Source organism: uncultured Algibacter sp. (assembly GCF_947495675.1).
In the GTDB taxonomy this organism is placed as follows: Bacteria; Bacteroidota; Bacteroidia; order Flavobacteriales; family Flavobacteriaceae; genus Algibacter_B.
The window spans coordinates 19613-33781 of record NZ_CANLZX010000010.1 but is presented as its reverse complement, the minus strand read 5'-3'; the positions used below and the strand labels follow the sequence as shown (position 1 = coordinate 33781).

The window sequence follows — 14169 nt, the reverse complement described above, 5'->3', positions numbered from 1 at the left end:
TAAGTTTTCATAAACTTTAATTTAGTAGTTAAAACACCTCCAATTTTGGAGGTGTTTTTTTGTTGTAAATATCTCTAAATATGATATTTATCATTATAGTTTTTCTTGTAAATTCTTAATTTAATAGACTTTTATAAAGGAAAATTAAAACACAAATATTATGGAAATACTTGAAAATGTAAAAGCTCGAGTTTTCAGATTTGGAAACAAAACAGCAGATGGCAACAGTAAAATGAAAAACCTTTTAGGAGGTAAAGGAGCAAATTTAGCAGAAATGAGCTCAATAGGAATACCAGTTCCTCCAGGGTTTACAATAACTACTGAGGTTTGTACAGAATACAATCTTTTAGGGAAAGATGCAATAGTAGCAATGATAAAAGAAGAGGTTGAAGCATCAATAGCAAATATTGAGGCTCAAATGGGTACAACTTTTGGCGATAAAGAAAATCCATTGCTAATATCAGTTCGTTCTGGAGCAAGAGTTTCTATGCCAGGTATGATGGATACTGTTCTTAATTTAGGTATGAATGATCATGTGGTAATCGGTTTAGCAAAAAAAACTAATAATGAGATATTCGCGTGGGATTCTTACCGTCGTTTTATCCAAATGTATGGAGGTGTAGTTTTAGGAATGAAACCAGCTTCTAAAGAAGATATTGATCCTTTTGAAGAAATCATGGAGCATCTTAAAGAAAAAAGAGGTATTAAGCTAGATACAGAGTTTACGGTTCAAGATTTAAAAGATTTGGTTTATGATTTTAAAGATGCAGTAAAAAAGAGAACAGGTCATGATTTTCCAACAAACCCTTGGGATCAATTATGGGGTGCTGTAATAGCTGTATTTAATAGTTGGAATGGTGATAGAGCCATTTATTATCGAAACATGCACGGTTATCCTTCAGATTGGGGAACAGCTGTAAACGTACAGGCAATGGTTTATGGTAATATGGGTGAAAATTCTGGAACAGGTGTTTGTTTTACACGAGATGCAGGCACCGGTGAGAATGTTTTTAACGGAGAATATTTAATTAATGCACAAGGTGAAGATGTTGTTGCAGGGGTAAGAACACCTCAGCAAATCACTAAATTAGGTTCTCAACGTTGGGCGGAATTAGCAAAAATTGATGAGCAAGATAGATTAGAAAATTATCCTTCTTTAGAAGAATTAATGCCCACTATTTTTAACGAGCTAAATGATTATCAAGATAAGCTTGAAAAGCATTATCGAGATATGCAGGATATGGAATTTACTATTCAAGATGGGAAATTGTGGATTTTGCAAACCCGAAATGGAAAACGTACAGGTGCTGCCATGGTTAAAATTGCTATGGACTTATTAAAAGAAGGCATGATTAATGAACAAGAGGCTTTGTTGCTTGTAGAGCCTAATAAATTAGATGAGTTATTGCATCCAGTTTTTGATCCCAAAGCTCTAAAAGAAGCTGATGTAATTGCACAAGGATTACCTGCGTCTCCTGGTGCTGCAACAGGTAAGATTGTATTTTTTGCAGATGAAGCTAATAAGTTTAAAAACAGTATTCTTGTTCGTATAGAAACTTCTCCCGAAGATTTGGAAGGGATGAATATTGCTAAAGGTATTTTAACAGCACGAGGAGGTATGACTTCGCATGCGGCTGTTGTAGCTCGTGGTATGGGTAAATGTTGTATTTCTGGTGCTGGTGCATTAAAAATTAATTATAAGAGTAGAACATTAACAGTTGGTGACCATAAATATCATGAAGGTGACTGGATTTCACTAAATGGTTCTACAGGAAATATTATCGAAGGGAAAGTAGCTACTATTGAGCCAGAATTAAGTGGCGAGTTTGCTGAAATTATGAAACTATCTGATAAATATGCACAAATGAAAGTGCGTACTAATGCAGATAGCCCTAAAGATGCTAGAATAGCACGTAGTTTTGGAGCACAAGGTATAGGACTCACACGAACAGAACATATGTTCTTTGAGTTAGATAGAATTAAAGCCATGCGTGAAATGATTCTTGCAGATACTATTAAAGGTAGGAAAGCCGCACTTACAGATTTATTACCAATGCAACGTGCAGATTTTGAAGGCATTTTTGAAGCTATGGAAGGATTAGCTGTTACCATTCGTTTGTTAGATCCACCTTTGCATGAGTTTGTGCCTCATCAATTAGCAACACAAAAAGACCTTGCAGAAGAAATGCATATTTCTTTACAAGCCGTAAAAAATAAAGTAGCCGAACTAGAGGAGTTTAATCCAATGTTAGGCCATAGAGGTTGTAGATTGGGTAACACCTATCCTGAAATTACAGAAATGCAAACACGAGCTATTATTGAGGCTGCTTTAAATTTAAAAGAAAGAGGTATTATTTGTAAACCAGAAATTATGGTGCCATTAATTGGTACAGTAAAAGAGTTTGAAGCTCAGGAAGAAATTATTAGAACTACTGCTAATATCATTTTTAAAGAAAGAAATGATAAAGTTGAATATTTAGTTGGAACTATGATAGAAATTCCTAGAGCAGCTTTAATGGCAGATAAAATTGCCGAAAAAGCAGATTTTTTCTCTTTTGGAACAAACGATTTAACGCAAATGACTTTTGGTTATTCGCGTGATGATGCTGGTAAGTTTTTACCAATTTATATTGAGAAAGGTATTTTAAAAGTGGACCCTTTTGAAGTGTTAGATCAAGAAGGCGTTGGGCAATTAATTAAAATTGGTACGCAACGTGGTAGAAGTACAAAACCTAATTTAAAAGTGGGTATTTGTGGTGAGCATGGAGGTGAACCAAGCTCAGTTGAATTTTGTTACAATGTAGGTATGGATTATGTAAGTTGTTCTCCTTATCGTGTGCCAATTGCAAGATTAGTAACTGCTCAGGCGGCTATAAAAGCAGTTTTATAATTAATTGTAAACTAAAAAAGCCTCGAAACATTTAATGTTTCGAGGCTTTTAATTTATTAATTTGGATTATTAGTTCTTTTCAATCCAAAGTCTAGCATTCACAAAGGCTTCAAGCCAAGGAGAAACCTCGTCTTTACGTCCGTTAGGATAATTTGCCCAATTCCATTGGAATGTTGAGCGTTCAATATGAGGCATTGTTACTAAATGGCGACCCGTTTTATCACTCATCATAGCAGTATTAAAATCTGAGCCATTAGGATTATGCGGATATCCTTCATAACCATATTTTGCTACAATTTGATATTTGTCTTCGGTGTAAGGTAAATTAAATTTTCCCTCACCATGTGAAATCCAAACGCCTAAAGTAGTTCCTGCAAGCGTTGATAGCATTACAGAATTATTCTCTTGTATTTTAACTGAAGTAAAAGAACTTTCATGTTTATGAGAATCGTTATGACCCATTTTACCATGAACTTCATGGTCAGGATTTATTTCTTCTAATTCCATAAATAATTGACACCCATTACAAATCCCAACGGATAGTGTATCTTCTCTGTTAAAGAAATTTTGAATAGCTTTATTTGCTTTTTCATTGTATTTAATGGCGCCAGCCCAACCTTTAGCAGAACCTAAAACATCAGAATTACTAAAACCTCCTACAGCTCCTAAAAACTGAATATCCTCTAGGGTTTCGCGACCAGAAATTAAATCGGTCATGTGTACATCTTTAACATCAAAACCTGCTAAATACATAGCGTTTGCCATTTCACGTTCAGAGTTTGATCCTTTTTCACGTAAAATTGCTGCTTTTGGTCTTGATTTGCCAATTACTGGTAACTTTCCAGTAAAATGTTCTGGGAATGTATATTGTAGCGGTTGTTTTTTATAATTATCATAACGATCCTGAGCTAAACCGTTAGCGGTTTGTTTCTGGTCTAATAAGAAAGACGTTTTGTACCAAACATCTCTGTTATGAGTGATATCGAAACTGAAATTATCGTCGTTATTTTTAATGCTTAACGTACCAGAATTATTTACATGTCCTAGGTTGAAAAACTCAATGTTGTTATCTGTAAGTATACTTTCAACTGAAGCATCAGCTTGTAAAACAAGTCCGGAGTTTTCAGCAAATAATACTTTTATAGAATCTTCTTCATTTAATTTAGTAAGGTCTAAATCTGCTCCTAAATTAACATCTGCAAAACAAAGTTCTAATAACGTTGTAATTAATCCACCAGAAGCAACATCGTGTCCTGCTGCAATTTTATCGCTAACAATTAATGATTGTACTGTGTTAAATACAGTTTTAACATAAGCCGCATCTTTTACATTTGGCGCATCGTTACCAATAGTATTTAGTACTTGGTTAAATGAACTACCACCTAATTTAAAATTATCTTGAGAAATATTAATATAATATACATTTCCGCCGTTTAGTTTAAAAACAGGCTCTACAACTTTGGTAATATCATGACAGTTAGCACCAGCCGAAATAATAACGGTACCTGGAGAAATAACATCGCCATCAGGATATTTTTGCTTCATTGAAAGCGAATCTTTACCTGTTGGAACATTAATTCCTAAATCTATAGAAAACTCTGAAACAGCTTTTACAGCTTCGTATAAACGAGCATCTTCACCTTCGTTTTTACAAGGCCACATCCAGTTTGCAGATAATGAAACCGATTTTAAACCATCTTTTAATGGCGCCCAAACTATGTTTGTTAAAGCTTCGGTTATTGAATTTCTACTTCCTGCAACCGGATTAATTAATCCTGAAATAGGCGAGTGGCCAATAGAGGTTGCAACACCTTCTTTACCTTTAAAATCTAGAGCCATAACCCCTACGTTATTTAAAGGAATTTGTAAAGGACCAACACATTGTTGTTTGGCAACTTTACCACCAACACAACGGTCTACTTTGTTTGTTAACCAATCTTTACAGGCTACAGCTTCGAGCTGTAATACTTGCTCAAGATAGATTTGTAAATTTTTAGTTTTATATCGTGGGTTTTTATAATTTCTAGAAACCGTTTTATCGGTCATAATGGTTTTAGGAGAACTTCCAAACATATCTTCCATAGCTAAATCCATAGGTTTGTTGCCTTTGGTTTTAGATTGAAAGGTAAAACGGTTATCGCCTGTAACATCACCAACGGTATACATTGGCGAACGCTCACGCTCTGCTATTTTGTTTAAAGTTTCTATATGTTTTTCTGAAATCACTAAGCCCATACGCTCTTGAGATTCATTGCCGATAATTTCTTTATCCGATAGGGTAGGGTCGCCAACAGGCAAAGCATCTAAATCTATTTTTCCGCCGGTATCTTCAACTAATTCCGATAGGCAGTTTAAATGTCCACCAGCACCATGATCATGAATAGAAACAATAAAATTTTCATCGCTTTCTACCATACCACGTACTGCATTCGCAGCACGCTTTTGCATTTCTGGATTAGAACGTTGTACCGCATTTAATTCGATACCCGAAGCAAAAGCACCAGTATCTGCTGATGATACCGCAGCACCACCCATTCCAATTCTATAATTTTCGCCACCAAGAATAACGATTTTATCGCCTTCTTTAGGAGTGTCTTTTAAGGCTTGTTCTGCTTTTCCGTATCCAATACCTCCAGCTTGCATAATTACTTTATCGAATCCTAATCGTCTTGCATTAGCATCACTTGAAGAGGCATTTTCATTATGCTCAAAAGTTAAAACAGAACCCACAATTAATGGTTGGCCAAATTTGTTTCCAAAATCTGAAGCACCGTTTGATGCTTTTATTAAAATATCCATTGGTGTTTGGTATAGCCACTTTCTGGCTTCAAACTTTTGTTCCCAAGGTCTGTTTTCCTCTAGTCTAGAATACGAAGTCATATAAACTGCAGTTCCGGCTAATGGTAAAGATCCTTTTCCTCCTGCAAGTCTATCTCTAATTTCACCCCCAGCACCAGTTGCAGCTCCATTAAAGGGCTCAACCGTTGTAGGGAAGTTATGCGTTTCTGCTTTTAGTGAAATTACAGAATCAAAATCTTTAGTAGTATAATAGTCTGGAATATCAGCACGTTCAGGAGCGAATTGTTCCACTTTTGGGCCTTTTATAAAAGCCACATTATCTTTATATGCCGAAACAATATCGTTTGGATGTTGTTTAGATGTTTCTTTAATTAATTTAAAAAGAGAGGTTGGTTTTTCTTCTCCATCTATTACAAATGTGCCATTAAAAATTTTATGTCGACAATGTTCAGAATTTACTTGTGAAAACCCAAATACTTCTGAATCGGTTAAAGGGCGACCAATTTTTTTAGCAACCCCATCTAGATACTTTACTTCTTCATCACTAAGCGATAAACCTTCTTGTTGGTTATAAGCGGCAATATCTTCAATGTTTAGAATAGGTTCTGGCTGAATATCTATAGTAAAAGAGTGTTGATTTAAACTGCTAAATTTTTCAGAAATCATTGGATCAAACTCATTGAAATTTTCTTCAACTGCTTGGAATTCTTCAATTCTAATAATATCAGAAATTCCCATGTTTTGAGTAATCTCAACAGCATTGGTACTCCAAGGTGTAATCATTGCAGCTCGAGGTCCAACAAAAAAAGCATCTAAAGATGCTTGTTCTATTTTAGGTTGGTTGCCAAAAAGCCATGTTAATTTCGAAATAGTTTCAGTCGATAATTCTTTTGTTGTTTGAACAGCAAATACTTTACTGGTTGTGTTTCCAAAGAAATGAATCATTAGGTCTTGATTTGTGTGTGTTTAAAGAAAGTGCAAATTTACTTTTTTTAAGTGTAATTTCATCTAAATTAGGGATTGAAAATTTTGAGTTATACACGAGTTTTAAACATAAAAAAAGCGACCATATATAGTCGCTTTTTAAAAATGAATTCTTTTTTTTTATTTTTTCTTTTCTAATAATGCCATATAAAACCCATCAAAGCCAGAGATATGTGCAAATATTTTTTTGTCTTTTATTAAAGTGAAATCTGCGCCTCCTTCAGACTTTAAAAAGGCTTCTACTTGATTTTGATTTTCTGATGGTAAAACCGAACAAGTGGCATAAACCAATTTGCCACCATCTTTTACCATTTTAGAATATTGTTGTAAAACTTCTTGTTGAGTAACTCTAATTCTATCTAAAAACTCAGGTTCTAGTTTCCATTTAGCATCTGGGTTTCTACGTAAAACACCCAAACCAGAACAAGGCGCATCAATAAGCACACGATCTGCTTTATTATATAATTTTTTAATTGGTTTTGTAGAATCAATAACTTTTAAATCTACATTATGTACACCATTACGTCTAGCTCTTACTTTTAATTTTTTAAGTTTACTTTCATAGATATCCATGGCTACAATTTGTCCTTTGTTTTCCATGAGAGAAGCAATATGCAAAGTTTTTCCGCCAGCTCCAGCGCAAGTATCTACTACTTTCATGCCAGGTGCTACATCTAGAAAATCGGCCACCAATTGTGATGAAGCGTCTTGTACCTCAAAAAAACCATTTTGAAATGCATCTGTAACAAATACATTTGCTCGTTCTGTAAGTTTTAATGCAGAGTCATAACCTTTTATAAATTCTGTTTCTATTCCAGCATCTGCTAAAATATTCTGTAAGTTTTCTTTTGTTGTTTTAAGCGTATTTGTTCTTAAAATAACATCTGCTTGTGCGTTTTGCATTGCTATTTCTTTAGACCAATTGGCTTCACCTAACTCAGCTAAACCAACTTCATCCATCCAGTCAGGAATAGATTCTCTAAGTTTTCTAACTTGAGATAGCTCGTCAAAACGACCTTTAATTCTTCTTATAGGTGTGTTTTCAAAATATTTCCAGTCTGGTAGCTTTATGCCTTTTAAAGTAGCCCAAACAGCGAACATACGCCATAAATTGTCACGGTCAAAAGGTTCTTTAACTTCTGCTATTTCAGCATACAGGCGTTTCCATCTAACTATATCATATGTGGTTTCTGCAACAAAACCACGATCGCGCGAGCCCCAGCGTTTATCGCGTTTTAGTAGTTGTTGTATCACTTTGTCGGCGTACTTACCTTCATTAAAAATTAAGGTTAAGCCATCTATAACTGCAAAGCAGAGGTTTCTGTGTAATCGCATGGTATTTTATTGAGGGTGCAAAGGTACGCTTAAAATGCTAAATTGTTTAATTGATTTTGTTCATTATTTCTATAAATTAATGATATCTAAACTTTTGGAATTAGGGAGATTGATTTTTGATTTTTTCCAATTTAATTTTTTAAATTGCTTATGTGTGTCTAATGGCCATATTGTTTAGGTTTTAATGAACTTATTCTGCAGAATTTTACACAATAGAAATTACTTAGCAAAGGACCTAGTTTTTTTGAAAATAAGTATTTGTGCGCAAGTTTTTAATTTTTTAAGCATCTAAACTTGAATAAGTTTAATTTATTTTTTGACTGAAAACGAATTTATAGAGGGATTAAGAAACCATAATGCGAATGCATATGGAAAGCTGTTGGATGATTTTCAACAAAAAGTGTTTGCTACATGTATTTCGTTTGTGCCCAATAAAGAGGATGCTGAGGATATAGCACAAGAGGTTTTTGTTGAGGTGTTTAATTCTATTGGAAAATTTAAAATGGAATCTAAATTATCGACATGGATTTATAAAATTACTACTAATAAATGTTTACAATTTATTAGGAAACGCAATACAAAAAAACGATTTGCTTTTTTACAAACTATTACAGGAAATGATATCCCATTGGATAAGACGAGTTATTTTACAGAGATGAATCACCCAGGGATTATTCTAGAAAACAAGGAGAAAAGTGAAACTTTGTTTCTTGCTATAAACCAGTTGCCTGAAGCACAAAGGGTTGTGTTTACATTGCATAAAGTAGATGGTAAGAGTTACCAAGAGATTAGTGATATTATTGATAAAAGCTTATCGTCTGTAGAGTCTTTGATGTTTCGAGCAAAGAAGAATTTACAAAATCTTTTAGAAAATTTTTATAAGAATGATTTGTAACGCAAGTTTTTATAAGTTATTGCATCTAAATATTTATAATAGAGTTTAATGGAAACAAATAATAATATACAGCATAAAATTAATAACACTTTTGATGTTATTGACGCTATTGAGCCCGTAAATGTTTCTCCTTTTTTTAAGGAAAAAACAATGAATGCTTTATTTTCAGAAAAAGAAGAAAAGCAATCTTCATGGTTATGGTTTACGCCAAAACTACAATTGGCAACTTTAATTTGTGTGGTAGTTTTAAACGTAATTGCATTTACAAAATTAGTGGATAATTCTTCTTACGATGAAAACATTAGTGAGTTTGCAGAGTCTTATGGTTTATCTACAAATTATGATGATTCATTATTAAATTAATTAACATGAAAAAAAATTTACTTCTATATATATTACTTTTCTTTTTAATAATTGTTAATGCTTTTTTTCTCTTTAATTATTTAGGACAAGGGGGGAATAAAGAACAAAATAGACCAGAAAAAGCTGGTGCTTTTTTGATAGAAGAACTTGGTTTTGATAAGTCTCAGCAAGAGCAGTTTAATAGTTTAGAAAAGAACCATCATCTAAATATGCGTATTATTTCAGAAGATTTAAGAGGTTTAAAAGATGAGTTTTTTAAGAGTTTATCTGATACTTCTTTAAAAGATGTTAATATAGATTCTATTGCATTATTAATAGGAAGAAAGGAAGCTGCCAAAGATTTAGAAGTCTATCATTATTTTAATAATGTACAGGAGTTATGTAATGAAAAGCAAAAAGAAATATTTAGTAAAATAATTGATGACGCACTAAGAGGTGCAAACAGAAATCAAGGGCCTCCGCCTCCAAATGGGAGACAAGAGGGAGATAGACAACTACCTCCTGGAGGTAGAGAGGGTAATAGACCTCCGCCACCAGGAGAAAGAGATGGTAATAGACCTCCTCCAATGAACTAATAATTAAGAAACTTTAAGACCTTCAAAATAATGAAGGTCTTTTTTTTTGTGATTTTTTTAACAATATGAACCACAAGTTTAAAAAAGATAAAGCATCTAAAAAACCATAACACATACAAATAAAAATTATGAAACTTAATACTATAAAAGTTGGCATCTTATCAATAGCAATTGCTAGCTTATTTTCTATTAATGTTAATGCTCAGTCATCTAATAGAAGTCTGAATAGGCAACCACCAACAACTGCGGAATTATTAAATATGATGGATGCTAATGAGGATGGAAAATTATCTAAAAAAGAAGTTAAAGGACCTTTAAAAAACCTTTTTTCAAAAATTGATACAGATGAAGATGGGTTTTTAAACAAGGAAGAGTTGGGTAATGCACCAAAACTTAGTGGAAAACGTAGGCAAAAACAACAGGGAGAAGCTCAAGGAAAGCTAAAAGGAGATTCGCAAAAAGGGCAACCTAATACCGATGAGTTAATTAAGAGGATGGATGAAAATGAGGATGGAAAACTAAGTATGGAAGAAGTAAAAGGACGATTAAAAGAAAATTTTGAAAAGGTAGATACAGACGAAGATGGTTTTATCTCTAAAGAAGAGTTAGAGAAAGCACCAAAACCAAAAAGAAGATAATAAACCAAATAAATAATATTCATTTTAATATGCAATACGATATAAAACATATTATAAGTAAGTTTTCTTCCATCTCATTAGATGAAATGAATAGTGTTGCATTGATGAAGCGTACAGATGTTAAGTTTGTTATTAACACAACACAATTGGTGTCGGTATTAAAGATTTTAGATAATCATTATAAAGTTTTAGAAATAGAGAATGAAAGGGTTATGAGTTATTCTTCACTTTATTTTGACACACCAGATAAAAAATTTTATAATGATCACCATAACGGAAAAAATAATAGAACCAAGGTTAGACAGCGTAAATACATAGAATCTAATCTTTGTTTTCTTGAGGTTAAACAAAAAAACGGTAAAGGAGAAACCAATAAAAAAAGAATTCCTGTTAGTGATTTTGAGTTAAATTTATCCAAAGATTCCAATGCATTTGTTTCACAAACAACCACTAAAAAATACGATTTATCACCTAGTTTATGGAATGCATTTAACCGTGTTACTTTGGTGAACATTAAAAATAAAGAACGGGTTACTATCGATTTAAACCTTACTTATAAAATAAAGGATACACAAAAAAGCTATGACAATTTAGTGGTTATTGAGGTTAAACAAGAACGTTTTAACAGAAGTTCAGAAATTGTTAAAGCCTTAAAATCGTTACAGCAAAATCCGTATAGTATTAGTAAGTATTGTTTAGGAATGATAAGCCTTTATAATGAATTGAAGTATAATGTTTTCAAGAAAAAACTAATTAAAATAAATAAAATAATAGCTTCTTAATTTATGGAATTTTTAGATATCCCACTTTTTGATGACGATTTTTATAAAATGATGTTTCGATTTATAATCAACATTACATTTTTAACAATAATAATTCGTTTTATATACTATCCTTATTCAAAGCGTAAAAACTATGTTTTCACATATTACCTTATAAGCGTAATCGTTTTTTTCTTATGTTTTACTTTAAAAAAGTATGAATTAGATATTGGTATGGCGCTAGGCTTGTTTGCCATATTCGGTATTATTCGTTATCGAACCGATCCTATAGATATCAAGGAAATGACATATTTATTTGTGGTTATTGGAGTATCTGTAATTAACTCCTTGGCAAATAAAAAAATGAGTTATGCAGAGATTTTAGGAGCAAACGCTCTAATAATTCTTGTATTAGTATCTATAGAAAGGCATTGGGCTTTAAAACAAGAAGAATCTAAAGCAATAGTATATGAAAACATAAATAATATTAAACCAGAAAATTACGAAACATTAAAAAGTGATTTAGAAGAAAGAACAGGTTTAAATATTAATAAAGTAACTATAGGTGAAGTTGATTTTTTGAGAGATACAGCCAAAGTGACTATCTTTTACTTCAATTCTTAAACAAATTTTTATGAAATTTAAGATAAACAGATCTTTATACTTATTAGTTGTTTGTGTGTTTTTAGCTAAGGGTACTAATGGTTATTCTCAAACAGAAGATTTAAATGATTTATATAGCTGGAACTCCATTGGTTTAAAATATAAATTGAACAAAAAATGGGCTTTTAGTTTAGAGCAGCATTTGCGTTTAAAAGAAGATATTTCAGAAATTGATGAATATTTTACACAGTTTGAAGCCAAGTATAAAATCTTTAAAAATTTTGCACTTGTTGGTGGATTGCGTTATTTAAGAGAAAATGATAATCAAGGTAATATTCAAGGTTATGAGAATCATTTTCGTTTTCAATTTGATGCTATTTATAAGCATAATATAGATAAATTTTCTTTAGCATACAGATTACGCTATCAAAACAAAAACGAAATAGGAATTTCTCATGATGAAGGCGATTATGCAAATCAAAATATACGTTTAAAAACTTCTTTTAAATATAATTTAAGAGATTGGAAGTTAGACCCAAAGGTTTCAGCAGAAATTTTTAACCGTTTTCAAGAAGATAATGATAATAATGGTTTTAATAAATATCGTTTAACATTTAGTACAGATTATACTATAAAGAATTTTGGGGAAATAGGGCTTTTCTATCATTTTGAAAAACAGTTAAATGTTGACTTGCCTGAAATTAAAAGAATTATAGGTTTAAAATATACTTACACGATTAAATAAATAAAACTGAATAATAATTAAATAAAAATTAAAATGAAGAAATATTCAATAATAACATTCTTTTTATTAGGAATAATGTGCTTAATAGCTTGTAGTAGTAATGATACTTCAGAAAATGAAATTGAGCAAGACGAAGAAGTGATTGAAGTTGTTATAGATGATACAGATTTTGAAGCTGTAGATTGGACAGACGCAACACATAGTAAAAGTGCCGACCCAAATTTTGATGAAGTTTTTCAAGACGATACAGTAAAACGATTAGATATTGTAATTACAGAATCACGTTGGCAGAGTATGTTGGATAATATGACAGAAATCTATGGAACTTTTGGTTCTGGTGGTAGAGGAGGACTCCTAGATTCAGATGAAGATCCAATTTTTGTACCTGCAGAAGTTTTTTATCAAGATAAAGAATGGTATCGTGTAGGAGTTCGTTTTAAAGGTAATTCAAGTTTACAAACTAGCTGGCAAAACGGGATTTTAAAATTATCATTTAAATTAGATTTTGATGAATTTGAAGACGATTATCCGCAAATTGACAACCAACGTTTTTATGGGTTTAAAAAGTTAAGTCTTAAAAACAACTATGATGATCAATCTATGTTGCGTGAAAAAGTAGCAGGAGATGTTTTTAGAAACGCAGGTTTAGTAGGTTCTCATACTGCTTTTTATACTTTATATGTAGATTATGGCGATGGTCCTAAATATTTTGGACTTTACACATTAGTTGAAGAAGTTGATGATACAGTTATTGATGAACAATTCTCTGATGATGATGGGAATTTATACAAACCAGATGGTGATGCAGCAAGTTTTGCAAATGGAACTTTTGATGAAGATGAATATGTAAAGAAAACAAATGAAGATGAAGCTGATTTTAGTGATGTTCAAGGTTTATTATCAGCAATAAATGATGGTACAAGAACTACCGATGCAGCAACTTGGAGAGCAAATCTAGAAACTGTTTTTGATACCGATGTGTTTTTAAAATATTTAGCTGTGAATACAGTTATTCAAAATTGGGATACTTATGGTATTATGACACATAATTATTTCTTATACAATAATCCAGAGACAAGTAAATTAACATGGATTCCTTGGGATAATAATGAAGCATTGCAAAATGGTAAAAGAGGAGGGGCTTTGGCCTTAGATTTTTCAAATTTAAATGCTTCACAATGGCCACTAATAGGTTATATGTATCAAGATGAGGTGTATAAGGCTAAATATGATGCCTATCTCCAAGAAGTAATAGATGGGGCTTTTAATACAAGTACTATGCAGGCTTTATATACTTCTTATTCATCATTAGTAGAACAATATGCTATTTCAGAAGTTTCAGGATATACTTTTTTAAATAGTAGTAGCGATTTTTATTCTGCTATATCAACACTTAACGCACATGTTTCAAGTCGCAACTCTGCGGTAAGCAATTATTTAAACAATTAATATAAAAAATGAGTTTTAGTTAGTTTTATTTTTTAAAAAGCTCCGATAGTGACTTATCAGAGCTTTTTTTTTAAAATAAGTTAAAATTAAAGCTAATCCTTTTTAGTAATTCAGTTTATATTAGAGTTTTTA

The 14169-nt window shown here is 32.1% G+C and carries 11 protein-coding genes; 9 read left to right on the top strand and 2 right to left on the bottom strand.

The window, feature by feature from the left end:
- Positions 1–160: 160 nt before the first annotated feature.
- Entirely contained in the window at positions 161–2890 is a 2730-nt protein-coding gene (gene ppdK, locus Q0842_RS08420; protein ID WP_298496771.1) for a pyruvate, phosphate dikinase, read from the top strand.
- 69 nt (positions 2891–2959) lie between these two features.
- Here the strand turns inward: ppdK and purL are convergent, their stop codons facing one another.
- Positions 2960–6634, bottom strand: coding sequence for a phosphoribosylformylglycinamidine synthase (purL, locus tag Q0842_RS08415; protein ID WP_298496769.1), 3675 nt, complete (start codon positions 6632–6634; stop codon positions 2960–2962).
- Between the two features lie 159 nt (positions 6635–6793).
- Positions 6794–8008 carry an RsmB/NOP family class I SAM-dependent RNA methyltransferase gene (locus tag Q0842_RS08410; RefSeq protein ID WP_298496768.1) on the bottom strand — a complete coding sequence of 405 codons (1215 nt, stop codon included), beginning with the start codon at positions 8006–8008 and terminating at the stop codon, positions 6794–6796.
- Between the two features lie 316 nt (positions 8009–8324).
- Between Q0842_RS08410 and Q0842_RS08405 the strand changes: the two genes are divergently transcribed.
- The 8 genes from Q0842_RS08405 to Q0842_RS08370 all read left to right on the top strand — a co-directional run bounded on the left by Q0842_RS08405 (position 8325) and on the right by Q0842_RS08370 (position 14037).
- Entirely contained in the window at positions 8325–8903 is a 579-nt protein-coding gene (locus tag Q0842_RS08405) for an RNA polymerase sigma factor (protein WP_298496765.1), read from the top strand.
- 48 nt (positions 8904–8951) lie between these two features.
- On the top strand, positions 8952–9266 hold the full coding sequence (locus tag Q0842_RS08400) for a hypothetical protein (protein WP_298496763.1): 315 nt from the start codon (positions 8952–8954) through the stop codon (positions 9264–9266).
- Between the two features lie 5 nt (positions 9267–9271).
- A complete protein-coding gene (locus Q0842_RS08395; protein WP_298496760.1) occupies positions 9272–9841 on the top strand; it encodes a proline-rich domain-containing protein in 570 nt (189 codons plus the stop codon).
- Positions 9842–9969: 128 nt separating this feature from the next.
- Positions 9970–10479, top strand: a complete 510-nt coding sequence (locus Q0842_RS08390) for an EF-hand domain-containing protein (RefSeq protein WP_298496757.1) — start codon at positions 9970–9972, stop codon at positions 10477–10479.
- 29 nt (positions 10480–10508) lie between these two features.
- Positions 10509–11261 carry a polyphosphate polymerase domain-containing protein gene (locus Q0842_RS08385; protein WP_298496755.1) on the top strand — a complete coding sequence of 251 codons (753 nt, stop codon included), beginning with the start codon at positions 10509–10511 and terminating at the stop codon, positions 11259–11261.
- 3 nt (positions 11262–11264) lie between these two features.
- Complete coding sequence (locus Q0842_RS08380; protein ID WP_298496753.1) at positions 11265–11864, top strand: DUF4956 domain-containing protein; 600 nt, start codon at positions 11265–11267, stop codon at positions 11862–11864.
- Between the two features lie 10 nt (positions 11865–11874).
- Positions 11875–12588 (top strand): DUF2490 domain-containing protein, encoded by a 714-nt coding sequence (locus Q0842_RS08375; RefSeq protein WP_298496749.1) that lies wholly within the window; start codon positions 11875–11877, stop codon positions 12586–12588.
- A gap of 33 nt (positions 12589–12621) precedes the next feature.
- On the top strand, positions 12622–14037 hold the full coding sequence (locus Q0842_RS08370; protein WP_298496747.1) for a CotH kinase family protein: 1416 nt from the start codon (positions 12622–12624) through the stop codon (positions 14035–14037).
- Positions 14038–14169: the final 132 nt, after the last annotated feature.